This is a genomic window from Streptomyces echinatus (assembly GCF_014203595.1).
In the GTDB taxonomy this organism is placed as follows: domain Bacteria; phylum Actinomycetota; class Actinomycetes; order Streptomycetales; family Streptomycetaceae; genus Streptomyces; species Streptomyces echinatus.
Genome location: NZ_JACHJK010000006.1, coordinates 290,407 through 313,451, shown reverse-complemented (window position 1 = coordinate 313,451; position 23,045 = coordinate 290,407). Strand labels below are relative to the sequence as shown.

The following is a 23,045-nucleotide window of genomic DNA, read 5'->3' as shown; positions in this document are numbered from 1 at the left end:
CGGACACCAGCGCCCCCGGTGGCGGCGCCCGGCGGGGCCGGGCGACGACAGGGCCGCCGCGCGCGGCGGATGCGGAGAGGGGCTTGGCCTGGGCGGCCGACTGCGGGGCGAGGTGACGGCGGTGGTGGCGGCGGTGGTGACGGGCGGTCAGCGTTCCGTGGCGCCGGGGTCCGTGTGCGGGATGGCGAGCAGGGCCCGGAGCACCTGCTCGTCACCGGGCGGAAGCGCGGTGACGAAGCTGGCCAGGACCGACTCGCGGTCCCGTTCCGCGTCCAGCAGGCGGCGCATGCGCAGGGCGGCGAGCCGGGCCACGTCGGCCGTGGGCGTCCACCGGAAGGACCGGCCCCGCCGCTCGCGGGAGACGACGCCCTTGGCGAGCAGCCGGGTCAGGATGGTGACGACGGTGGTGTAGGCGAGGTCGCCGCCGAGGCGCTCCCGCACCCAGCCCGCGGTGACCGGCCCCTCCGCCTCGCGCAGCGCGCCGAGCACCTGCCCCTCCAGCTCGCCCCGGCCGCGCCGCCGGGCCCGGCCGCCGTCCCGTGCCATCCCCGGCTCCCCCCGTCGTCCCGCGCTCGCTCACCCGCCGTTCCACGCTACTTCACACCCACGCCACTCCCGCGGCCCCGCCGCCCGGGCCGGTACGACACCGGCCGGTTCCGCGGCGAACCGGCCGTCGGCCGACTGTGGTCCGCCGGGAAGGGGCCGCGGGGGCGCGGTCGGTCCCGGGCAGGTGGCCGGACGGCGAAGGGGGCCGGTTACCCCGGGGTGTTGGTGAGCTGTACCGCCGGGGGCGGCCGGTGGGCGTGGCATGCTGACGCGATGGCACCTCCCCGTGATGACACACCGCTCGCCGAGCGGGTCGAGGAACTCCTCGCCGCCGGCGGCCCCTTGCCCATCGTCGCGGCCGGCCGGCCCGTGCTGCGGCGCGGCACCGAGCCGTACGACGGCCAGCTCGGCGCCGCGCTGCTGGCCCGGTTCGTCGAGGCACTGCGCACCACCATGCACGCGGCCCCCGGGGTCGGCCTCGCCGCGCCGCAGGTCGGGGTGCCGCTCAGGATCGCGGTCATCGAGGACCCGGCGCCGGTGCCGGAGGAGGTGGCGGTGGCCCGGGGCCGTGTCCCGCAGCCGTTCCGGGTGCTGGTCAACCCGGTGTACGAGCCGGCCGGCACCGCCCGGGCCGCCTTTTTCGAGGGCTGCCTGAGCGTGCCGGGCTGGCAGGCGGTGGTGGCCCGGCACGCCGAGGTGCGGCTGCGCGGCGAGGACGAGCACGGCCGCCCGCTGGACGAGGTGTTCACCGGCTGGCCCGCACGGATCGTGCAGCACGAGACGGACCACCTCGACGGCACGCTGTACCTGGACCGGGCGGAGCTGCGCTCGCTGTCGACCAACGAGGCGGTGGCGGCCCTGTGGGCCCAGCCGGCCCCGGAGGCGGCGGCCGCGGCCCTCGGCTTCGAACTGCCGTAGACGGGAGCTCAGTTGTCCCGGTAGGCCTCCAGCAGCCGCAGCCACACCTCGCTGAGGGTCGGGTACGACGGTACGGCGTGCCACAGCCGGCTGACGGGGACGCGGACGGCGACCGCGACGGTGGCCGAGTGGATGAGTTCGCCGACGCCGGGGCCGACGAAAGTGACCCCGCGCAGGATCTCGTCCTCCAGGTCCACGACCATACGGGCGCGGCCCTTGTAGCCGTCGCCGTACAGACCGGCCCCGGCGACGGAGGAGAACTCGACGTCCACGGCGCGGACGCGGTGGCCGGCCTGCTCTGCCTCGGCGAGGGAGAGTCCGACCGCGGCGGCCTCCGGGTCGGTGAAGACGACCTGGGGCACGGCGTCGTGGTCGGCGGTGGCGGCGTGGGCGCCCCAGGGTTCGTCCAGGAGGGGGCTGCCGGCGGCGCGGGCGGCGATGGCGGCTCCCGCGATGCGGGCCTGGTACTTGCCCTGATGGGTGAGGAGGGCCCGGTGGTTGACGTCGCCGACCGCGTACAGCCAGTCGGTGCCGTTGACGCGGAGGCTGTCGTCGACGTCCAGCCAGGAGCCGGGTTCCAGGCCGACGGTCTCCAGGCCGAGGTCGTCGGTGTGCGGGACGCGGCCGGTGGCGAAGAGGATCTCGTCCGCCTCGATGCGGTCGCCGGCGGAGGTGACGGCCACGACCGTGCCGTTCTCGCGGGTCACGGACTCCACGGAGGTGCCGGTCCGGATGTCGACGCCGGCTTCGGCCATGGCCTCGGCGACCAGCTCCCCCGCGAACGGCTCCATGCGGTTCAGCAGGCCCTTGCCGCGGACCAGCAGGGTGACCCGGGAGCCGAGGGCCTGCCAGGCGGTGGCCATCTCGGTGGCGACGACACCGCCGCCGACGACGATCAGCCGGCCGGGGGCGGTCTCGGCGCTCGTCGCCTCGCGGCTGGTCCAGGGCTTCACCTCGGCGAGTCCGGGCAGGTCGGGCAGCAGGGCGCGGGTGCCGGTGGAGACGGCGACGGCGTGCCGGGCGGTGAGGTTGGTGACCGTGCCGTCGGGACCGGTGACGGTGACGGTGCGGGGGCCCGCCAGGCGTCCGGCACCGCGGTACAGGTCGGCGCCGGTGCCCTCCAGCCAGGCGACCTGGCCGTCGTCCTTCCAGTGGGAGGTGAAGTCGTCCCTGCGGGCCAGCACGGCCGGGGTGTCGAGCGGGCCCTGGACGGCCCGGGTGAGGCCGGGCAGGCGTCGGGCGTCGGCCTGGGCGATCACCGGCCGGAGCAGGGCCTTGCTGGGCATGCAGGCCCAGTACGAGCACTCGCCGCCGAGCAGTTCGCTCTCCACGACCGCGGTGGTCAGGCCGGCCGCGCGGGTGCGGTCGGCGACGTTCTCCCCCACCGGCCCGCCCCCGATCACCACGACGTCGTACGCGATGGATTCCGTTTCCGTCATGGGGTCAGTCTGGTGGGTGGTGTGCGCCCTGGCCACATGGGTACGCGCGCGGCACACAGGCGTGCACGGGTGGAATAGGCGGCCCGGCGGCCGTGTTTCCGCCGTCGGCACACCCCACACCAGGAAGAGGGAATCACGCCATGAGCAGCACCGTGGAGCTGACCAAGGAGAACTTCGACCAGTTGGTCTCCGAGAACGAGTTCGTTCTCATCGACTTCTGGGCGTCCTGGTGCGGACCGTGCCGGCAGTTCGCCCCCGTGTATGAGAAGGCCGCCGAGGAGAACCCGGACCTGGTGTTCGGCAAGGTCGACACGGAGGCGCAGCCGGAGCTGGCCGCGGCCTTCGGTATCTCGTCGATCCCGACGCTGATGATCGTCCGTGACCAGGTCGCGGTCTACGCCCAGCCGGGCGCCCTGCCGGCGCCGGCCCTGGAGGACCTCATCGGGCAGGCCCGCAAGCTGGACATGGACGAGGTGCGCAAGAGCATCGCCGCCCAGGAGGGCCAGACGCAGCAGTGACCCACGACGCCGGACCGGGGCGGTGAGGCCCGGTCCGGCGGTGACGCCCGGGGCCGCTTCAGCTGGACTCGCGCCGCACCACCGAGGCCCCGAGCACGGTGTGCACCTCGGGCTCCCCGCCGGGGTCGCGCACCGCGCGGTCGACCAGTCCGGCGAGGTCGCGGCCGGAGGGCAGTTCGATGTGGACCGTGCTGAGCCGGGGCCGCAGCAGCCGTCCGAGCATCAGGTCGTCGGCGCCGATCAGGGCGACGTCCTCGGGGACGCGTACGCCCTCGTCCTGCAGGGCGCGCATCAGCAGCATCGCGTACTCGTCGTTGTAGGCGAACACCGCGTCCAGGTCCGGTCCGGGCCAGCGGGCGGCCAGTGCGGCGGCGGACTCCTCGGTGTAGGCGAGCGGCAGTTCCGTCACGGTGGCGTCCGTGCCGCGCAGCGCCTCCCGCACCCCGGCGAGCCGGGGCAGCGCGTAGTCCTCCAGCCCCGGCTCCCGCGGTACGACCACACCGATCCGCCGGCGGCCCCGGGCGTACAGATGGGCGCCCGCGCAGTGTCCGACGGCGTCGTGGTCCATCAGCAGGGCGTGCGCTCCCTCGACGCGGCCGGGGCCGACGGTGACCACGGCCCGGGCGCCGGAGCGCTTGAGGACGGCGACGCCCTGGGGGCCGAGGCCGGCGCCGGGCACCAGGACGGCGACGGGCCGCAGCTCGGCCCAGGCACGGGCGGCCTCGTCCCCCTGCAGGCCCACGCTGCCGTACTGGACGACGGTGTAGTCGAGACGGCCGAGGGCCCACTGGAGTTCGTTGAGGAACCTGCTGTAGAGGTGGCCGACCGGGATGGCCGGGGCGGGCATCAGGACCAGGCGGCTGTGTCCGGCGCGCAGGCTGCGGGCGGCGGCGTGCGGGACGTACCCCAGTTCCCGGGCGGCCTCGCGCACGCGCAGGCGGGTCGCCTCACTGATCCGTACCGCGTCGGTGTTGTTGAGGACGTAGGAGACGGTCGCGCGCGAGACGCCGGCCAGGCGGGCCACGTCGGCGCTCGTGGGCGTGTTCGGTATCTGCACCATGACAGACCGCATCTTGGCAGAGGGCCGGGGGCCGGGGGCGGGCGGGGCGCGGTGGTTCAGAATTCGACGAAGCCCGTGCGTTTTTCGGTTCTGAGGCTCACTCCCCCACCAGGAGGAACATGTTCGTGCCGAACTTGTTCGTAACGAACATGTTCGCTATCCTCGAGGCATGACCGAAGCCCCCCGTTCCCGCCGGGAGCGCCCCGCCAAGCCCGCCCTCACCCGGGAGGGCATCGTCGCCGCCGCCGTCGCGATCCTGCGCACGGAAGGGCTGCGCAAGGTGACCATGCGACGGCTCGCCCAGGAGCTCGACACCGGCCCGGCCTCGCTGTACGTGTACGTGCGCAACACCGACGAGCTGCACGCGGCCGTACTGGACGAGCTGCTCGGCACGATCGGCCTCGCACCGGATGAGGGCGGCTGGCGGGAGCGGCTGGAGCGGGTGCTCACCGGCTACACCGCGATGCTCCTGGAGCACCCGTCCCTGGCCCGTTCGGCGCTGACCGCCCGGCCGAGCGGCCCGCACTACCTGCGCCTGATCGAGACCCTGCTGGACCTGTTCCATGCGGGCGGGGTACCGCGCGCGCAAGCGGCCTGGGGCGTCGACCTGCTGCTCCAGCACGCCACCGCGACCGCCGCCGAACACGCCGGGGAGGACTCGCCGGGCACCTGGCAGGCGCTGGTCCGGGCGCTGCGCGAGGCGCCCGCCGCGACGCATCCGCACATCGCCGCCGACGCCGGCGCGCTGTTGTCCGGCACCCCCGAGGCCCGCCTGTCGTGGGCCTTCCAGACCCTGATCAACGGCATCGAGCGGACCGTCGTGCCGACCGAAGGCCAGGAGGCCCCGTGACCACCGCTTCCCTCCCCCACCACCCCGTCGCCGTCGTCGGCGCGGGACTCGGCGGGCTCACCCTCGCCCGTGTGCTGCACGTGCACGGCATCCGGGCCGCGGTGTTCGACCTGGACGCGTCGCCCGGGGCACGGACGCAAGGAGGCATGCTCGACATCCACGACGACTCCGGCCAGGAGGCGCTGCGGGCCGCCGGCCTGCACGAGGAGTTCCTGGCCCGGGTCCACGGCGGCGGCCAGGCGGTACGCGTCCTCGACCGGGACGGCAGCGTCCGGTTCGCGGAGTCCGACGACGGCACCGGCGGGCGCCCCGAGACGGACCGGGGCGAGCTGCGCGACCTGCTGCTCGGCTCCCTGCCCGCGGGCACCGTCCGGTGGGGCGCCAAGGTCACCGGCGCCCGCCCGCTGGAGGGCGGCCGGCACCGGGTGACGCTCGCGGACGGCACCGAGTTCACCACCGATGTGCTGGTCGGGGCGGACGGCGCCTGGTCGCGGGTGCGCCCGCTGGTCTCCGCCGCCCTGCCCGCGTACACGGGCGTGTCGTTCGTGGAGACGGACCTGACGGCCGCGGACGAACGGCACCCGGTGAGCGCGGAGGTCGTGGGCGGCGGCATGCTCTTCGCGCTCGGCCCCGGCCGTGGCTTCCTCGCGCACCGCGAACCCGACGGCAGCCTGCACGTGTACACCGCCGTGACGGCGCCGGAGGACTGGCTGGACGGCATCGACTTCACCGACACCGAGGCGGCGAAGGCGGCCGTACTGAAGGAGTTCGACGGCTGGGACGAGCGTCTGCGGGCGCTGGTCGCGGACGCGGACGGGGCGCTGGTGCCGCGCCGGATCCACGCCCTGCCGGCGGGCCACCGCTGGGACCGGGTGCCCGGGGTCACCCTGCTCGGGGACGCCGCCCACCTGATGTCACCCTTCGCGGGCGAGGGCGCGAATCTGGCCCTGCTGGACGGCGCCGAACTGGGCCTCGCGCTGGCCGCGCACCCCGGGGACACGGAGGCCGGGCTGGCCGCGTACGAGGCCCGGATGTTCCCGCGCGCGGAGGCGTCCGCCAGGGACTCCGCCCGCAGCCAGGACCTGCTGTTCCGCGAGGACACCCCGCGGGGCCTGGTGGAGATGTTCACCGGCCGGGAGAACTGATCCACCGGCCGGGACGAGTGATCTACCGGCCGGTGCCCGGCGGCGGCGTCGCGGTCACCCGGGCGACGAGGTCGAGCCAGCCCGCCTCCAGCCGCTCCATGGGCATCCCGCACTGCCGGGTCAGATGATGGATCAGCGCCGGGTCCAGCGAGGCCAGCAGCGTGTGGGCCAGCAGGTCGCAGTCGGCGTCCGGCACGATCTGCCGGAGCAGCATCGTGACGTGCGTGCGCAGCGAACCGACCGCGGGGTGGGAGAACCGGCGGGTCGGCTCCGGCTGGGCGGCCAGCTGCAGATCCAGCTGCTCGGCCGAGCGGTACAGCACCGCCACGCCGAACGCCCTCAGCCGCTCCAGGGGCGCCGCGCCGGGGCCCAGGGGCGGGGGGCCGCCGAGGAAGTCGGCCTGCAACTGCCTGGCCGAGTGGTCGAGCAGCGCCATCAGCAGCCCGGTGCGGTCACCGAAGCGGCGGAAGACGGTGCCCTTGCCCACCTGGGCCGCCGCGGCCACCGCCTCCATCGTCACGCCGGCCACCCCCTGCTCGGCGATCAGCCGGGCCGCGGCCTCCAGCAGCCGGGCCCGGTTCCGCGCCGCGTCGGCACGCAGGCACGGCTCGTCGGAGGACGTGCCCACTTCCAGCATCTGAGGGGCGTCGAAGGGTTCTTCCGGCTTGGGGAAGGGCGGCAGAGCGCTGGACATGAACACAGCGTAAAGCACGGGGAAGAAAACTGGACCGCGGTCCGTTTGCAGTGATACAAATCTAAACGGACCTCGGTCCGGATCGTGACAGTGAGTTTCAGCCCCTTGGAGTCACCCATGTCTGTTCGCATCCTCGCGCTCGTCGGCAGCCTTCGCGCCGGTTCGCACAACCGTCAGCTCGCCGAGGCCGCCGTGAAGCTCGCCCCGGAGGGCGCCGAGGTCGAGCTGTTCGAGGGCCTGGCCGAGATCCCGTTCTACAACGAGGACATCGACGTGGAGGGCAGCGTCCCGGCCGCCGCGGTGGCGCTGCGCGAGGCCGCCCGCGCCGCCGACGCCTTCCTGCTCTTCTCGCCCGAGTACAACGGCACGATCCCGGCCGTGCTGAAGAACGCCATCGACTGGCTGTCCCGCCCGTACGGCGCCGGCGCCTTCGGCGGCAAGCCCGTCGCCGTGATCGGCACCGCCTTCGGCCAGTACGGCGGCGTGTGGGCCCAGGACGAGGCCCGTAAGGCCGTGGGCATCGCCGGCGGCAAGGTGATCGAGGACATCAAGCTGTCCATCCCCGGCTCTGTGACCCGCTTCGCCGAGACCCACCCGGTCGACGACGCCGAGGTCGCCGCGCAGCTCACCGAGGTCGTGGCCCGTCTGCACGGCAACGTGGGCGCGGCCGCCTGACCCGTGCGCACCCCGAAGGGGCCGGAGCCTGACGGCTGCGGCCCCTTCCGCATGCCGCCCCGGCCCACCCGGATTCGGCCTGCCGCTCCACCGCCTGCGCGCGAGACTCCCGGCCCATGGCGCGGCCCGGCCCCGGGTCCACCGCGCGGCCCGGCCCGCCACGGACCCGGGACCACCGCGGCGACGCCCGGCGCGAGCCGCCGGGCGGGGAGGGCGGCCGGTGCGAGCCTCCGGCATCGGGTCCTCGGCGCCGCCGTCGAACTCCTTCCGCCGTCCGTCGGTGATCGGCCGTCGGCGGGGTACGCGGTCATGGCCGCACGAGCGGCAGCCACGTGCCGGGCGCTCATGCCTCGAACGAGCGGCACGGGTGACAAGGACCGCGGCACGCACCGCCGCACGCGTCAGGTCAGGAGGAGCCATGCCCCCGGTCCCGGTCCCGCCACCACCCCCGTTCGATCCGGAACTCGCCGCCACGCTGGAGCCGGTCAAGGATGCGCTCAGGCCCGGGCTCACCCCGGACGAGATCACCACCGTCCGGCAGGGCCCGGGACTCGAACTGCTCGACCTGATCGACGTCACGATGGGGGGCGCCTTCGAGGCGGAGGACCGTACGGTACCGGGCCCGGACGGCGCCCCGGACGTCTCCCTCCTCATCTGCCGCCCCACCTCCGCCGCTCCTGCCACCCCGCTGCCGGTGATCTACCACGTGCACGGCGGCGGCATGGTCGTCGGCAACAACCGGGCCGGCGTGGACGGCCCGCTGGCCTGGGCGCACGAGCTCGGCGCGGTCGTCGTGTCGGTGGAGTACCGCCTCGCACCCGAACACCCGCACCCGGCACCGATCGACGACGTGTACGCCGGTCTCCTCTGGACGGCGTGCCACGCCGGGGAGATCGGCGGCGACCCGGACCGGATCATCATCACGGGGGCCAGCGCCGGCGGCGGCCTGGCCGCGGCGCTCGCCCTCCTCCTGCGGGACCGCCAGGGCCCGCCGGTCATCGGCCAGCTCCTGATGTACCCGATGCTCGACGACCGCAACGACACCGTGTCCGCCCACCAGATGGCGGGTGTCGGCGCGTGGGACCGCACCGCCAACGAGACCGGCTGGACGGCGCTGCTCGGCGATCGCCGGGGCGGCCCCGACGTCTCCCCCTACGCCGCCCCCGCCCGCGCGACCGACCTGTCCGGCCTGCCCCCGGCCTTCCTGGACGTCGGCTCCGCCGAGACCTTCCGCGACGAGGTGGTGGAGTACGCCTCCCGCATCTGGCGGTGCGGTGGCGTGGCCGAACTCCACGTCTGGCCCGGCGGCTTCCACGGCTTCGACGGCTTCGTCCCCCATGCGGCCCTGTCCCGCACGGCCCGCGCGTCCCATCTGAACTGGCTGAGGCGACTGTTGCGGGCCCCGCAGGACCACCAGGCACACAAGTGACGCCGAGCTCAGCGCACCTGACTCGACATCAGCGCGCTTGTCAGGGAGCCCGAGTGGACGAAGCTCCATTTTACGGGCAGGTCGATGCATAGTACGCTGAAATGTACTATTTCTGCCCGACCATGGAGGTAGGCGATGTTTCTCCGACTACTGCGGCGTCGACGCAGGCCGCGGGGACTGCTCCTGCTCGGCAACAGCCGTCTGATCCACGGCTTCAGCGGCGCCTCGTACGACGGACACGGGTACCAGTCCTGACACCGTCCGCCGACCTCCCCTACGCATGCCGCTGCGGCGGAACGCCCGATGCTGCGACCAGAGGGGCTGGTCAGCGCTGACTCTTGATGTCCCACAGTGTCTGTTCGATGGGGCCCACCAGCACGTCGATCATACCGTAGCGGTTCACCACTTCGCGGTTCGCCTTTTCGGTAAGTGCGCGCCCTTCCTCACCCCTTCGCGCGATGACCGGCGACACGTCCACGCCATGCTGGCCGAATCGCCAATAGGTGGTGACGCGGCGGGGCTCCCTCGTGTAGCGATCGATCACACTGTTTTCCTGCGCTTCGGCCGTTTGGACGATGGTGTCCTGCTGCTTCTGCCCGTCCTTCACCCACTGCGGCAGCTTGATGCCCCGCCAGGAGTATTTAGGCTTGCCGAACTTTCCGACTACGATCCGGTCCTTGCGCGCCAGGTTCACGCTGGCGTAGAACGCCAACTTGTCGTACGGCGTATTGATCGGAAGCTCAACGACGGTTCGCGCGACCGTCTCGTCGTTCGTCTCGACCCAGTTTCCAGCCGGAAGCCACTGCTGTGCCGCCACCAGCTGGCCGGGCTGATAGACCTCCCTGCGGGTCAGCGGGTGCTTCTCCCGTACGTTGGCCCACTCCTCGACAGTCTTGCGCCATTTTACGGGTGGCAGGTCCGTCGGACTCAGCCGTACGTCCTCGCCCATGGCATGGAACTCGGCACCCAGCACGTAGAAACTCAAATCACTGCGGTTCACGAGCTTGATGTCGATCGGCACGGAGAAAGCCTTACGGTCGCCGCTGAGCACCGCCTTGCCCACGACCAGCTGCACGAGGGGAGCGGCTTCGCGCCGGTACGGCTGGTAGAGGTACTGATAGCTGAAATTGGCGACCGCCACAATCGTGGGAACAATCAGCGCAATAGCCACCCGCTTCGGAACGGGAATTTCGTCCAGTCTCCGCCACACCGAGATGGCAGCCCACACCGAAGCCAGCACGAGCAGGCCGAACAGTACCGGGTAGCGGATCTTCTCACCGTCCTTCCATGTGTAAAACAGGAGCGCGATGTTCGTGAAGAACGCCACGCCGGTACTGATCAGCGCGATCACCCCGAAGTTGGAAAAGGGCCCTCGTACCCAGCAGTCCACGACCGCGAAAACGCCTACGAGCATAACGAGGGCCACCACCATGAGGGCCACTCCGGTGACGCAACTCGGGAAGGTCAGAGCCTCGCTGAAAGACAGGAGGCCCCACCAGCCCACCGGCAGCGCGGTCAGGAGCAGAACCAGTACGACCCCTGCCATCTCCGCCCGTAAGCATGGGGATCTAGGCATCCCCCGTCGCACCATCACGGACGAGCCGGAGCCAGACTCTTTTTCAGGCTCTTCCGACTTCGAGGGAGTCGTCACATGATCACCTCCTGGTGTCGCATCGGGCATCCGAGCACCATGTTCCGATGTGCACCACGCCGTCACGATCCGTGTTCGGCCGGTCGGCCCAGCGGCCTGTGTGAAAGACGTATCGACGGACCCCATCTGACGTTACCGTTCAGTAGACATCGCGCTCGGAGACTCCGGAGGTACCCCGTCATGACGCCCGACCGTGCCGCAGGCCTCGCGGAGACCCGACGCGCCCTCGCCGACGGGGAGGTGAGCTCGCGCGCGCTGGTGGAGCGGACCCTGGCCCGGATCGAGGCGACCCAGCCGACCCTGAACGCCTTCCGGATCGTCCGCACCGAGGCGGCCCTCGCCGAAGCCGAGGCCGCCGACCGGGAGTTGGCCGCCGGGGTCCGGCGCCCGCTGCTCGGCGTGCCGGTGGCGGTGAAGGACGACATGGACGTGGCGGGCGAACCGACCGCGTTCGGCTGCCCGGGGGACTTCCCGCCGGTGGCGGCGGACGGCGAGGCGGTACGCCGGCTGCGCGCGGCCGGCGCGGTGATCGTCGGCAAGACCAACACCTGCGAGCTGGGGCAGTGGCCGTTCACCGAGGGTCCGGCGTTCGGCGACACCCGCAACCCGTGGAACACCGGGCACACGCCCGGCGGGTCCTCCGGAGGTTCGGCCGCCGCCGTCGCCGCCGGACTCGTCCCCGCCGCGCTCGGCTCCGACGGTGCCGGTTCCGTGCGCATCCCGGCCTCCTGGACCCATCTGATCGGCATCAAGCCGCAGCGCGGCCGGATCTCGACCTGGCCGTGGGGCGAGTCCTTCCAAGGCATCACGGTCAACGGCACCCTCGCCCGTACGGTCGCCGACGCCGCCCTGCTGCTGGACGCGGCGAGCGGCAACCACGACCGGGACCCGCACCGGCCGCCCGCGCAGACGGTGGCGGACGCGGTCGGCCGCGACCCGGGCCGGCTGCGTATCGCGCTGTCGCTGAAGCCGCCATTCACCGCCACACCCGCCCGGCTCGATCCGGAGATCCGCGCCCGGGTGGTGGAACTCGCCGAGAAGCTGGCGCGGTTGGGACATGTCGTCGAGGAGGCGGATCCGCCGTACGGGCAGATCGGGCTGACCTTCGTGCCACGGGCCACGGCCGGGATCGCCGAACGGGCCCGCGAAGTCCCCGACCCCGCGCTGCTCGACCCGCGCACCCGGGAGGCGGCCCGGCTCGGCCGGCTGCTGGGCGGGGCCCCGCTCCGGGCGGCCCGGCGTGCCGAGGCGGTGCTGCACCGGCGGATCGGCGCGTTCTTCGGGTCGTACGACGTGGTCCTCGCGCCGACGACAGCCCTGCCCCCGCCGCGGATCGGCGCCTTCTCCCGGCTCGGCGGGCTGGCCACGGACCGTGCCATCATCGCCGCCTGCCCGTACGCCTGGCCGTGGAACGTGCTGGGCTGGCCGGGCGTGAACGTGCCCGCCGGGTTCGCCGGCCCCGGCCTGCCGGTGGGCGCCCAACTCCTCGGCCCGGCCGACAGCGAGCCGCTCCTGGTCTCCCTGGCCGCGCAGCTGGAGGCGGAACTGCGCTGGCACGAGCGGTGGCCGCCGCAGCGCCAGGCCGAACCGACGAAGGCCGGCTGAGCACCCGGCACTCCCCGGAGAGCCCCAGCCGTCCGGTGCACGCCGCGCGCCGGGCCACCGCACCGTGCGGAGGCGACCGTGCACACAACGGTGCAGGTCATGCCGTCGGACCCTACGCTGTTCCCATGGGCGACGCGGCGATGGTCGGGCTGATGGGGCGGGTGACGGGGACGGTCGGGCCCGGTCTGGTGGGTGAGGTGATCGTGCGGGTGCGCGGCGGTGCGGAGCACTTCCTCGCCCACCCGGCCGACGGTACCTCCCGGATCACGACCGGGACCGTGGTGATGGTGGTGGAGCATCTGCCGCCGAGAACCGTCTACGTCACGGCCGCGTACGACAGTTGAGCCCGCTCAGCCGCAGGTGAGAGCGGCATGCGTCAAGATTGCAACAAGGATTCCCCGGTGCCTTCACCCGGGCCCCCGGCAGGCGCACACTCCCTTCGTTCGGTGCCGAACGGGCACCAGGCAAAGGGGGCGTATGCCGATGATGGTCGGCGTCGTTGCGGGGGCGGTCGTCGTGGCCGTTCTCGTCCTGATCGGTCTTTTCAAGATGATGTGGCGGGTCGCCGAGCCGAACGAGGCGCTCATCATCTCCGGGTCCAAGCACCGCACCGAGGGCATCGAGGAGGGCATGGGCTTCCGCATCGTCACCGGGCGCGGCACGCTGGTGCTCCCCGGTGTGCAGGCGGTGCGCAGGCTCTCGCTGGACCTGAACGAGACCGAGCTGCACGTGGACTGCGTGACCCACCAGGGCATTCCGCTGAAGGTGCGGGGCGTGGTCATTTTCAAGGTGGGCGACGACTTCGTGTCGATCGCGAACGCGGCCCGCCGTTTCCTGGACCAGCAGAAGCTGATGGCGGAGCGGGTCCACAACGTCTTCGCCGGTCATCTGCGGTCCATCGTGGGCGGGTTGACGGTCGAGGACATGATCCGCGACCGGGAGAAGCTGACCGGGCAGACCCGGGTGGCCTGCGGTACGGAGATGGAGAAGCTCGGTCTGATCGTGGACTCGCTGCAGATCCATGAGATCGAGGACCCGACCGGGTACATCCAGAACCTGGCGATGCCGCACGCCGCGGCCGTGCAGCGGGACGCTCGTATCGCGCAGGCGGAGGCGAACCGGCTCGCCACCGAGGCCGAGCAGCAGTCGATGGCACGGATGGCGGAGGCCACCCGGGACAGCGAGATCCTGCAGGCCGGCTACCAGGCCGAGCGAGACAAGGCGGCGGCGAAGGCCCAGCAGGCCGGCCCGCTCGCCGCGGCCGGGGCCCGGCAGGAGGTCGTCGTCCAGGAGACGCGGGTCGCCGAGCTGGAGGCGCACCGGCGTGAGCAGCAGCTGCAGGCGGACGTCCGCAAGCCGGCGGACGCGAGGGCCTACGAGACGCGGACGACGGCCGAGGCCGAGCGCGACGCGCGGATCTCGGCGGCCGAGGCCCGGGCGAAGGAGACGGAGCTGGCGGCGGCGGCCGAGGCGACCCGGGTGAAGACCGCGGCGGTGGCCGAGGCCGAGGCGACCAAGACCCGCGGTGCGGCGACCGCCGCCGCCACCCGGGCCACCGGTGAGGCGGAGGCCGCGGCCGCTCAGGCGAAGGGCCTGGCGGAGGCGGAGGCGACGCGGGCCCAGGGTCTGGCGGAGGCGGAGGCCATCAAGGCCCGGGCAGCGGCCCTGGCGGAGAACCAGGAGGCGGTCGTCGCCCAGCAACTCGCGGAGAAGTGGCCGGAGATCGTCCAGGCCGGCGCGTCCGCGTTCGGCAACGTCGACAACATGGTGCTCCTCAACGGTGCCGAGGGCATGGGCGAGATGTTCGCCAAGGCACTCACCATGGGCGGCACGGGGCTGGGCCTCGCCCGCAAGCTGCTCGCCACGATGGGCGACAACGGGCAGGCGCCCAACGGCACTTCGCCCTCGGTCAACGGAGTGGCGGCACCCCCGCCGCAGAAGGTGACGGTGGACCGGGAGAGCTGACACAGACCGGTCCCGCACGGCCGGGGGTCCCGCACCAGGGGCCCCCGGCCGTGCGTGCGCAGGAGCGGGAACCTCACCAGGGCCCCCGGCCGTGCGTGCCGCGTGAGCCGGTGCCCGACCAGGGCCACCGGCCGTGCGTGTCGCGCGAGCGGGTGCCTCACAAGGACGCCGGCCGTGCGTGTGCGCGAGCGATGTCCCCCACCACGGCCCCCCATGGGTGTGCGCGAGCGGACTCCCCCACCAGGGGCTGTGGCCGTGTGTGCGCACGAGCCGGTCGGCGGTCCGCTGGTCCAGCGCCGGGTTCGCGGCGACAGCGTGGGCGAGTTCGGGGTCGACCAGGAGTTCCGTGAGCCGGCGGGCGGGCGGGTTCGGGTGGCGGGCCAGGCCGCACGGACCTCGGGGTCGGGGTCGCGGGTGAGCCCCTCGACGACGTCCGGGCCGGTCCGCGGGTCGCGTGCGGTCACAGGCGAGGCCGGGCTGACGTATCCGACCGTGTACGGCCGGCGCCCCGGGATGCGGATGCCCGCCCCGACAGCGCACCGGCCGGACACCCCGGCACCGGGCCTGAGTAACGCACCTGCCGCGGAGACGAGTTGCCCGGCCCACTAGGGTGCGTCCGTGAGCACGTCTACCGAAGAGAACGTCCCGGGCCGGCAGGGCCCCCATGCCACCACCGAGGCGGACCCGCGCCAGGTCGGGCCGGTGCGCACCGAGTACTCCCCGGCACACGACGGCGATCCGGACCCCGGCGAGATCGTGTGGACCTGGGCGCCGTTCGAGGAGAACGACGGCCGGGGCAAGGACCGTCCGGTGCTGGTCGTGGCCCGTGAGGCGGCCGGCACCTTCCTCGCCGTCCAGCTCTCCAGCAAGCGGCACGACGGCGACCGGGAGTGGGTCGCGATCGGCAGCGGGCCCTGGGACCGTTCGGGCCGGGACTCATGGGTGGACGTGGACCGTGTGCTGCGGCTGCACGAGCGGGGCATGCGCCGGGAGGCGTGCGCGCTGGACCGGATGCGGTTCAACCTGGTCCGACAGCGGCTGCACGAGCGCTACGGCTGGACCTGACCGTCCCGCACCCGCCCGCCCGCGCGAGCCCCGCCCCCCACCGGAAACGCCCCGCCCCCTCGGCCCGACGAGCGCTCCGGCGGGACCTGACCCGCCCGCACCCCAGACAACCGGCCGCCTTCACGAGCACCGCACCCACACAGCCGGCCACCTCCACCAGCACCGCACCCCACCCGGAGCGCCGCCTCCCGGACCGGCCGGCCCCACGAGCGCTACGGCTGGATCTGGCCGGCCTCTGTCCTCCGGGGCGGGTCGGCCGCCCGGGGCGGTGGGAAGGTCTGCGCGAACGCCTGCCGTACCGCCGCTCCCGGTGCCCGGTCCAGCACCCCGAACACCACGTGCTCGAAGGAGCTCGCGAAGCGGCCGCCGGGCCCCAGCGCCGTCCGGAAGGCGCCCGCGACCTGGACCGGGTCGTTCTGGAAGACTCCGCAGCCCCAGGCGCCGAGCACCAGCCGGCGGTAGCCGTGGGCCGCGGCCGTCTCCAGCACGCGTTCGGCCCGCACCACCAGGGCGGCCGGCACCTCGGCGGTCCGCTCCGGTGCCGTACGCCGTATCACGCCCGCGTTGGGGGCTGCGGCCGTCAGGAAGCCCGCGAGATACGGCTCGGCCAGCAGCCGGCCCCGGTCGTCGCGGAAGACGGGAACGGCCGGGGAGTGGATCACCCGGTCCGAGTAGAACGGGTCGCGGACGGCGCGGTGGTGGTCGTAGTAGGCGCGGGCCGTCAGCAGGCAGGTGTGCAGCGCGGAGGCACGGCACAGGGCCTCCTCCTGGGCCTGCGCGCCGTTGAGATAGCCGCCGCCCGGGTTCCGGGCCGAGGCGAAGTTCAGGACGGCGACGGGGGCGTCGGCCAGCCGGCGGGCCGCCTCCAGGCTGCTCTCTCCGGTGACCTCGAAGACCGTGCCGTCCCCGTCCGCCGGCGCCGGCGGCACCGGCACCGGTGCGGGGCCGAACATCCGGGTGCCGGCCCGGGCGGCCTCGACCGCTTCGGCGATCGGCACCTCCCGGCCGTCCGGCGACCGGTACCGGCCCGCGGCCACGATCTGCTCCGTCTCCGCGGCGATCCCGCGCAGGCGCGCGCTCACGGCGCCACCCCCGTGGGCGCCACGACCACGTCCCGCGCGGTCTCCCCCGTCGTGCTCATGTACGCATCCTGGGTGATGCTGGTGAGGCGGTGCAACGGAGTTTCCCGCCCTCGGAACGGTCCGGAAACGTTCATGGAAACAGGAGTGACGGAACCGGAACGTCCGCGAGGGCACTCTTGTGCGAATCCGCGGAAGGGTCTTGGCTGGGACGAGCGCCTGCCCGGCGGACACGCCGGACCGGTGGCATGGTGGAACCTCAGGAGGATCCCTACATGTCCGATACACGCAGCGACGGTGGTGACTGTACGACGCACCCCACCGCCGTCACCGAGGCCGAGGTGGAGGCCCTGGTCCGGGGCATCTGCTTCAAGACCGGACCGCCCCGCACCCTCGGTGTCGAGCTGGAGTGGCTCGTCCACTCCCTGGAGCTGCCGCAGCTCCCGGTCACTCCCGAACGACTCGAAGCGGCCTACGCCACGTTGCGGGCCGTACCCCTGGACTCGCCGCTCACCGTCGAGCCCGGCGGCCAGCTGGAGCTGAGCTCGCCGCCCGCCGCCTCCCTGATGGAGTGCGTCGACACCGTCTCCGCCGATCTGGACACCGTCCGGGCCGTCCTGGCCGAGGACGGTCTCGGCCTCGCCGGCATCGGCCACGACCCCTGGCACACACCGCGCAGGTTCCTCCGCGAACCGCGCTACGACGCCATGGAGACCTGTCTCGACCGCACAGGGCCGGCCGGCCGGCACATGATGTGCGCCTCGGCCTCCGTCCAGGTCTGTGTGGACGCCGGCCACGAGGAGCCCGGCCCGCTGGGACACGTCCGGCGCTGGTGGCTGGCGCACCAGCTCGGCGCGGTCCTGGTGGCCGCGTTCGCCAACTCGCCGCTGCTCGGCCGGCGGCCCACGGGCTGGCAGTCCACCCGGCAGCTGATGTGGACGGAGATCGGCGCCGGCCGGGCCGGCGCTCCCCCGCTGGACGCCGAACCGCGGGCCGCCTGGGCCCGGCACGTGCTGGACGCGCCGGTGATGTGCGTCCGCCGCGACAGCGGGCCCTGGGAGGTGCCCGAGGGGCTCACCTTCCGGGAGTGGACCCGCTCCCGGTCACCCCGGCCGCCCACCCGGGCGGATCTCGACTACCACATGACCACCCTGTTCCCGCCGGTCCGGCCGCGCGGCCATCTGGAGCTGCGGATGATCGACGCGCAGCCCGGCGAGAACGGGTGGATCGTGCCGCTCGCGGTGACGGCGGCCCTGTTCGACGACCCGGAGGCAGCCGAGACCGCCTACCGGACGGTGAAGCCGCTCGCGGAGCGGGCCCTGAACCTGCCGGCCCCGCACAACCCGCTGTGGGTCGACGCGGCCCGGCACGGGCTCGCCGACCCGGAGCTGCGCGAGGCCGCCGACACCTGTTTCGCGGCGGCCCTGCGCGCCCTCCCCCGGTTCGGCGCCACCACGCGCGTCACCGACGCCGTGGCCGCGTACCGGGACCGCTACGTCGCCCGGGGCCGGTGCCCCGCCGACGACCTGCTCGGCCGGCCGGCCGCCCCGGAGCACCAGCGGCCCCGGCCCGGTACGACCGGGGGCGCACCCACCGCCCGCCGGAGGAAGGACATCCGCACATGACCGCCCCGGAGACCGACATCACGACCACCGAGACGGACACCGAAGATCTGCGCAAGCGGGCGCTGGCCTCCCTCACCACCGCCCGTGACCGCACCACGCTGCTGACCAGCTGTGTGGACGGACCCGATCTCACCGCCCAGCACTCGCCGCTGATGTCCCCGCTGGTGTGGGACCTCGCGCACATCGGCAACCAGGAGGAGCTGTGGCTGCTCAGGGCGGTCGGCGGCCGGGAGGCGATGCGGCCCGAGATCGACAGCCTCTACGACGCCTTCGAGCACCCGCGGTCCGAGCGCCCCTCGCTGCCGCTGCTGGCGCCCGCCGAGGCCCGGAGGTACGCGGCCGAGGTGCGCGGCCGGGCGCTGGACCTGCTGGAGGCGGCGGACTTCCACGGCACGGGGCTGACCGAGGCCGGGTTCGCGTTCGGGATGATCGCCCAGCACGAACAGCAGCACGACGAGACCATGCTGATCACCCATCAGCTCAGGAAAGGCCCGCCGGTCCTGACCGCACCGGACCCGGACCCCGCCCCGCCGTTCACCGGTCCGGCCGAAGTCCTGGTGCCCGGCGGTCCGTTCACGATGGGCACCTCCGGCGAGCCCTGGGCGCTGGACAACGAGCGCCCGGCGCACCCGCGGGAGGTGGAGCCCTTCTGGATCGACACGGTCCCGGTGACGAACGCGGCGTACCAGGCGTTCATCGAGGACGGCGGCTACGACACCGAGCGCTGGTGGGCGCCCGAGGGCTGGGCGCACATCAGGCAGCACGCCGTCTCCGCCCCGCTGTTCTGGCGGCGGGACGGCGGCCAGTGGCTCCGGCGCCGGTTCGGCGTCACGGAGCCGGTCCCGCCGGACGAGCCGGTGCTGCACGTGTGCTGGTACGAGGCGGACGCCTACGCCCGCTGGGCCGGGCGGCGGCTGCCCAGCGAGACGGAGTGGGAGAAGGCGGCCCGCTTCGACCCGGCGACCGGCCGCTCGCGGCGCTATCCGTGGGGTGACGCCGACCCGGAACCGGAACACGCCAACCTGGGCCAGCGGCACCTCGGTCCCGCCCCGGCCGGCAGCTATCCGGCCGGTGAGTCGCCGCTCGGCGTACGGCAGTTGATCGGTGACGTGTGGGAGTGGACGGCGAGCGACTTCCTGCCGTACCCGGGCTTCCGGGCGTTCCCGTACAAGGAGTACTCGGAGGTGTTCTTCGGTCCCGAGTACAAGGTGCTGCGCGGCGGCTCGTTCGCCGTGGACCCGGTGGCCTGCCGGGGCACGTTCCGCAATTGGGACTACCCGATCCGCCGGCAGATCTTCTCCGGGTTCCGCACCGCCCGCTCGGAGGGCTTCTGATGTGCCGTCACCTCGCTTACGTGGGGCTGGCGGAGCCGCTCGGCCGGGTCCTGGTGGAGCCCCCGCACAGTCTGTTCCGGCAGTCGTGGGCGCCCCGGCGGCAGCGGCACGGCACGGTCAACGCCGACGGTTTCGGGGTCGGCTGGTACACGCCGGAGGATCCGGTGCCGGCCCGCTACCGGCGGGCCGGCCCGATCTGGGCCGACCTGTCCTTCGCCGACCTGGCCCGGGTGGTGCGCTCGGGCACCGTGCTCGCGGCGGTCCGGGACGCGACCCTGGCCGGGGCGGACGCGGAGGCCGCGGCGGCGCCGTTCGCGTCCGGGCGCTGGCTGTTCAGCCACAACGGCGTGATCGCGGGCTGGCCGGACTCGGCGGCACCCCTGGTGTCCACGCTGCCCCCGGTCGAGCTGCTGTCGCTCCAGGCCCGTAACGACTCGGCGTTCGTCTGGGCGCTGGTCCTGCACCGGCTGCGCCGTGGCGACACCCTGGACCAGGCCCTGGGCGAGCCGGTCCGCCGGCTGGCGCAGGCGGCGCCCGCCTCCCGTCTCAACCTCCTGCTGACCGACGGGGAGTCGATCGCCGCCACCGCCTGGGGCGACTCCCTCTGGTACCGCACCGAGCCCGGCCGGAGCACGGTCGTCGCCTCCGAACCGTACGACGACGACCCGCTCTGGCAGGAGGTCCCCGACCGCACCGTGCTGACCGCGAGCCGCGCCGGCGTGCTGCTCGCCCCGCTGGAGGATCCGGCGGCCGCAACCCCGAAGGAGCCCTGCCGTTGAGCCCCCTGCACGTCACCCGCACCCTTCCCGAGGACGCCACGGACGCCGCGCTGCGCGCCGATGTGCTGAGCGGCCTCACCGTCACACCCAAGTGGCTGCCGCCCAAGTGGTTCTACGACGCTCGCGGCAGCGAGCTGTTCGAGCGGATCACCGAGCTGCCCGAGTACTACCCCACGCGCGCCGAGCGGGAGATCCTCGCCACCCGGTCCGGTGAGATCGCCGCCGCCAGCGGCGCCCGCACCCTGGTGGAACTGGGCTCGGGTTCCTCGGAGAAGACCCGCTATCTGATCGAGGCGCTCGGCTCGCTGACCGCCTATGTGCCGGTGGACGTCAGCGAGAGCGCCCTCGTCCAGGCCGGGCAGGCCCTCGTCGAGGAGCGCCCGGACCTCGACGTGCACGCCCTGATCGCCGACTTCACCGCCCCGCTGAGCCTGCCCGCCACCCCCGGACCCCGGCTGGTGGCGTTCCTCGGCGGCACGATCGGCAATCTGCTGCCCGACGAGCGCGCCGGCTTCCTGGCCTCCGTGCGCTCGCTGCTCGCCCCCGGCGACGGGCTGCTGCTCGGCACCGACCTGGTCAAGGACGAGCGGGTGCTGGTCCGGGCGTACGACGACGCGGCCGGGGTGACGGCCGCGTTCAACAAGAACGTGCTGGCCGTGGTCGACCGCGAACTGGGCGCCGACTTCGACCTGGACGCGTTCGACCACGTGGCCCTGTGGAACGCCGAGCGGGAGTGGATCGAGATGCGGTTGCGCTCGCGTACGGCCCAGACGGTGAAGGTGCCCGCACTGAACCTCGCCGTGGACTTCGCGGCGGGCGAGGAGCTGCGCACCGAGGTGTCTGCCAAGTTCCGGCGGGAGGGGGTGACCGCCGAACTGGCCGTGGCCGGACTGGAGCTGACCCACTGGTGGACGGACGAGCAGGGCCGCTTCGCGGTGTCGTTGAGCGTGGCGCGGTGACCCGGGCACGGTGGTTCAGCCCAGGTCCGGTTCGAGCGCCTCGGTGATCTTCCGCGAGGCGCGGCGCGCCTCGGTCGCCGGGTCCGCGCCGCCCAGCACCCGGGTCATGTACTCCTTGATCGGGTTGTCGGCCTCGACGTCGGCCCACTGAGGGGTGGTGGGGGTCGCCCGGCCGTGTGCCGCGCCCGCGGCCATGGCGGCGACCCCCTCCTCGCTCGCGACCGCGCCGGCCAGGGTGGTCTTGTTGGGCACGTAGTTCATGGTGCGGGCGAGTTCGGTGTCCCACTTGGCGCCGGTGAGCGCCCCGACGACGGTGGCGGCGGCGAACTGGTCGTCGGTGTTCTGCGGGATGACCAGGTCGGAGCCGCCGGTGAAGACGGCGCCGGGCCGCCCGGCCGTGCGGCCGGGCACCGGGAAGAACCCGAGTTCGTCCTTCAGGCCCGGGTTCCGCTGGAGGACCGACCGGGTGAGTCCGGGTACGGCGATGATCTGTGCGACCTTGCCGTCGGCGAACACCCCAGCCTGGGGCGGGTGTTCCTCGTCGGCGTCGACGGGCCCCCGGCCCAGCGCCTGGAGGCGCCGGTAGAAGTCCATGCCGCGCAGCGCGGCGGGGGTGTCCAGGGTGCCCCGCCACTCGTGGTCCTTCTCCTGGGCGAGGTCACCGCCCTCGTCCCAGATGAAGCCGGAGAGCGTGTACCAGTCCTGCCCGGCGAGGTAGATGCCCTGGTTGCCGTGGGAGTTGAGCTTCTCGGTGTCGGTGAGCCATTCCTCGCGGGTCCGGGGCGGGCTGGTGATGCCGGCCTGCTCGAACAGGTCCTTGCGGTAGATGACGACCCGGCTGGCCGCGTACCAGGGGATGCCGTACTGCTGGTTGCCGTCCTTGCCGGGCTCGGCGAGGCCGGGCAGCCACGTGTCCTCGCCCCAGTCCCGCATGGACTCCAGCGAGAGGTCCACGAGCCGGCCGCCCTCGGCGTACAGCGGAACCTGGGTGTTGCCGACCTCGATGACGTCCGGGGCGTCGCCGGAGTCCGCCGAGAGAGCGGCGCGGACCTTCTCCACGATGCCGGTCCACTCCTGGACGCGGATGTCGAGGCGCAGGTCGTCGTGGGTGCGCTCGAAGTCCTCGGTGAACCGCTGGACGAAGTCCTGGGAGGCGCTGTCCTTCATCAGCCATACGGTGACGGTCCTGCGCTCGTGGTCGCCGGGGAGCATCCCGCAGCCGGTGACGAGGGAGCCGGTGACGCAGATGAGGGCGAGCAGACGACGTCTCACGAGGGGTCCTGTTCTGTCTGGCAGGGGTGCTGGGACAGGGGGTGGGGGCCCGGCGTGGGGGAACGAGCGCGCGGCTCGTACGGGTGTGCTGGGATTTTGGTATGGACCAATGCGGAGGTCAAGCGGTCCGGGCCGCGGACCCGGTGACGCCGTGCGGACGGAGCGCGGATACGGCACGGTGGAGTACGGCGTGACACGAGAGGAGCACCCGCATGTCGAACCACACCTACCGGGTCACCGAGATCGTCGGTACCTCGCACGAGGGAATCGATCAGGCCATCCGCAACGGCATCGCCCGCGCCGACCAGACGCTGCGCAACCTGGACTGGTTCGAGGTGACCCAGGTCCGCGGCCAGATCGAGAACGGCCGGATCGAGCACTACCAGGTAGGGCTGAAGGTGGGATTCCGCATCGAGGACGGCGACTGAGCCGGCCGC

The 23,045-nt window shown here is 73.3% G+C and carries 22 protein-coding genes; 15 read left to right on the top strand and 7 right to left on the bottom strand.

Annotation, left to right across the window (positions count from 1 at the left end; genetic code table 11):
• Positions 1-147 precede the first annotated feature (147 nt).
• Positions 148-546, bottom strand: coding sequence for a BlaI/MecI/CopY family transcriptional regulator (locus tag FHS34_RS18980; protein ID WP_184966854.1), 399 nt, complete (start codon positions 544-546; stop codon positions 148-150).
• A 273-nt stretch (positions 547-819) separates the two neighbouring features.
• Here FHS34_RS18980 and FHS34_RS18975 point away from each other — a divergent pair, with 273 nt between their 5' ends.
• On the top strand, positions 820-1,464 hold the full coding sequence (locus FHS34_RS18975) for a peptide deformylase (protein WP_184966852.1): 645 nt from the start codon (positions 820-822) through the stop codon (positions 1,462-1,464).
• 8 nt (positions 1,465-1,472) lie between these two features.
• Here the strand turns inward: FHS34_RS18975 and FHS34_RS18970 are convergent, their stop codons facing one another.
• Positions 1,473-2,903, bottom strand: coding sequence for a dihydrolipoyl dehydrogenase family protein (locus FHS34_RS18970; RefSeq protein ID WP_184966850.1), 1,431 nt, complete (start codon positions 2,901-2,903; stop codon positions 1,473-1,475).
• A 140-nt stretch (positions 2,904-3,043) separates the two neighbouring features.
• Between FHS34_RS18970 and trxA the strand changes: the two genes are divergently transcribed.
• Positions 3,044-3,421 carry a thioredoxin gene (trxA, locus tag FHS34_RS18965; RefSeq protein WP_184966848.1) on the top strand — a complete coding sequence of 126 codons (378 nt, stop codon included), beginning with the start codon at positions 3,044-3,046 and terminating at the stop codon, positions 3,419-3,421.
• A gap of 58 nt (positions 3,422-3,479) precedes the next feature.
• Here trxA and FHS34_RS18960 read toward each other — a convergent pair whose 3' ends face one another.
• Positions 3,480-4,493: a LacI family DNA-binding transcriptional regulator gene (locus tag FHS34_RS18960; protein ID WP_184966846.1), complete on the bottom strand. Its 1,014-nt coding sequence runs from the start codon at positions 4,491-4,493 to the stop codon at positions 3,480-3,482.
• 157 nt (positions 4,494-4,650) lie between these two features.
• Here FHS34_RS18960 and FHS34_RS18955 point away from each other — a divergent pair, with 157 nt between their 5' ends.
• Positions 4,651-5,331, top strand: coding sequence for a TetR/AcrR family transcriptional regulator (locus FHS34_RS18955; protein WP_184966844.1), 681 nt, complete (start codon positions 4,651-4,653; stop codon positions 5,329-5,331).
• Positions 5,328-6,476: an FAD-dependent oxidoreductase gene (locus tag FHS34_RS18950; protein WP_184966842.1), complete on the top strand. Its 1,149-nt coding sequence runs from the start codon at positions 5,328-5,330 to the stop codon at positions 6,474-6,476. The genes FHS34_RS18955 and FHS34_RS18950 overlap by 4 nt, the downstream gene beginning before the upstream one ends.
• A 22-nt stretch (positions 6,477-6,498) precedes the next feature.
• Here FHS34_RS18950 and FHS34_RS18945 read toward each other — a convergent pair whose 3' ends face one another.
• A complete protein-coding gene (locus FHS34_RS18945; RefSeq protein WP_184966840.1) occupies positions 6,499-7,188 on the bottom strand; it encodes a TetR/AcrR family transcriptional regulator in 690 nt (229 codons plus the stop codon).
• Positions 7,189-7,287: 99 nt separating this feature from the next.
• Between FHS34_RS18945 and FHS34_RS18940 the strand changes: the two genes are divergently transcribed.
• Positions 7,288-7,845, top strand: a complete 558-nt coding sequence (locus FHS34_RS18940; RefSeq protein WP_184966838.1) for an NAD(P)H-dependent oxidoreductase — start codon at positions 7,288-7,290, stop codon at positions 7,843-7,845.
• Positions 7,846-8,263: 418 nt separating this feature from the next.
• Entirely contained in the window at positions 8,264-9,274 is a 1,011-nt protein-coding gene (locus tag FHS34_RS18935) for an alpha/beta hydrolase (RefSeq protein ID WP_184966836.1), read from the top strand.
• Between the two features lie 325 nt (positions 9,275-9,599).
• Here the strand turns inward: FHS34_RS18935 and FHS34_RS18930 are convergent, their stop codons facing one another.
• The gene (locus FHS34_RS18930; protein ID WP_184966834.1) at positions 9,600-10,820 is read right to left on the bottom strand and encodes a hypothetical protein; all 1,221 of its coding nucleotides are present in this window, start codon (positions 10,818-10,820) and stop codon (positions 9,600-9,602) included.
• Between the two features lie 285 nt (positions 10,821-11,105).
• Here FHS34_RS18930 and FHS34_RS18925 point away from each other — a divergent pair, with 285 nt between their 5' ends.
• The 4 genes from FHS34_RS18925 to FHS34_RS18910 all read left to right on the top strand — a co-directional run bounded on the left by FHS34_RS18925 (position 11,106) and on the right by FHS34_RS18910 (position 15,560).
• The gene (locus FHS34_RS18925) at positions 11,106-12,530 is read left to right on the top strand and encodes an amidase (RefSeq protein ID WP_184966832.1); all 1,425 of its coding nucleotides are present in this window, start codon (positions 11,106-11,108) and stop codon (positions 12,528-12,530) included.
• A gap of 125 nt (positions 12,531-12,655) precedes the next feature.
• The gene (locus FHS34_RS18920) at positions 12,656-12,874 is read left to right on the top strand and encodes an NfeD C-terminal domain-containing protein (RefSeq protein ID WP_184966830.1); all 219 of its coding nucleotides are present in this window, start codon (positions 12,656-12,658) and stop codon (positions 12,872-12,874) included.
• A gap of 133 nt (positions 12,875-13,007) precedes the next feature.
• Complete coding sequence (locus FHS34_RS18915) at positions 13,008-14,495, top strand: SPFH domain-containing protein (RefSeq protein ID WP_184966828.1); 1,488 nt, start codon at positions 13,008-13,010, stop codon at positions 14,493-14,495.
• A 618-nt stretch (positions 14,496-15,113) separates the two neighbouring features.
• On the top strand, positions 15,114-15,560 hold the full coding sequence (locus FHS34_RS18910; RefSeq protein WP_184966826.1) for a type II toxin-antitoxin system PemK/MazF family toxin: 447 nt from the start codon (positions 15,114-15,116) through the stop codon (positions 15,558-15,560).
• 212 nt (positions 15,561-15,772) lie between these two features.
• Here FHS34_RS18910 and FHS34_RS18905 read toward each other — a convergent pair whose 3' ends face one another.
• Entirely contained in the window at positions 15,773-16,642 is an 870-nt protein-coding gene (locus tag FHS34_RS18905; RefSeq protein WP_184966824.1) for a TIGR02452 family protein, read from the bottom strand.
• Positions 16,643-16,914: 272 nt separating this feature from the next.
• On the opposite strand from FHS34_RS18905, the gene egtA reads away from it, so the two are divergent.
• Genes egtA through egtD form a run of 4 tightly spaced genes read left to right on the top strand, consistent with a single transcriptional unit; the run spans position 16,915 to position 21,336 of the window.
• On the top strand, positions 16,915-18,264 hold the full coding sequence (egtA, locus tag FHS34_RS18900; protein ID WP_184966822.1) for an ergothioneine biosynthesis glutamate--cysteine ligase EgtA: 1,350 nt from the start codon (positions 16,915-16,917) through the stop codon (positions 18,262-18,264).
• Positions 18,261-19,598, top strand: a complete 1,338-nt coding sequence (gene egtB / locus FHS34_RS18895) for an ergothioneine biosynthesis protein EgtB (protein WP_184966820.1) — start codon at positions 18,261-18,263, stop codon at positions 19,596-19,598. The genes egtA and egtB overlap by 4 nt, the downstream gene beginning before the upstream one ends.
• The gene (egtC, locus tag FHS34_RS18890; protein WP_184966818.1) at positions 19,598-20,377 is read left to right on the top strand and encodes an ergothioneine biosynthesis protein EgtC; all 780 of its coding nucleotides are present in this window, start codon (positions 19,598-19,600) and stop codon (positions 20,375-20,377) included. Before egtB ends, egtC begins: the two co-directional genes overlap by 1 nt.
• Positions 20,374-21,336, top strand: a complete 963-nt coding sequence (gene egtD / locus FHS34_RS18885) for an L-histidine N(alpha)-methyltransferase (protein ID WP_184966816.1) — start codon at positions 20,374-20,376, stop codon at positions 21,334-21,336. Before egtC ends, egtD begins: the two co-directional genes overlap by 4 nt.
• A 15-nt stretch (positions 21,337-21,351) precedes the next feature.
• Here egtD and FHS34_RS18880 read toward each other — a convergent pair whose 3' ends face one another.
• Positions 21,352-22,608: an extracellular solute-binding protein gene (locus tag FHS34_RS18880; RefSeq protein WP_184966814.1), complete on the bottom strand. Its 1,257-nt coding sequence runs from the start codon at positions 22,606-22,608 to the stop codon at positions 21,352-21,354.
• A gap of 212 nt (positions 22,609-22,820) precedes the next feature.
• Between FHS34_RS18880 and FHS34_RS18875 the strand changes: the two genes are divergently transcribed.
• Positions 22,821-23,036, top strand: a complete 216-nt coding sequence (locus tag FHS34_RS18875; protein ID WP_184966812.1) for a dodecin — start codon at positions 22,821-22,823, stop codon at positions 23,034-23,036.
• Positions 23,037-23,045 lie beyond the last annotated feature (9 nt).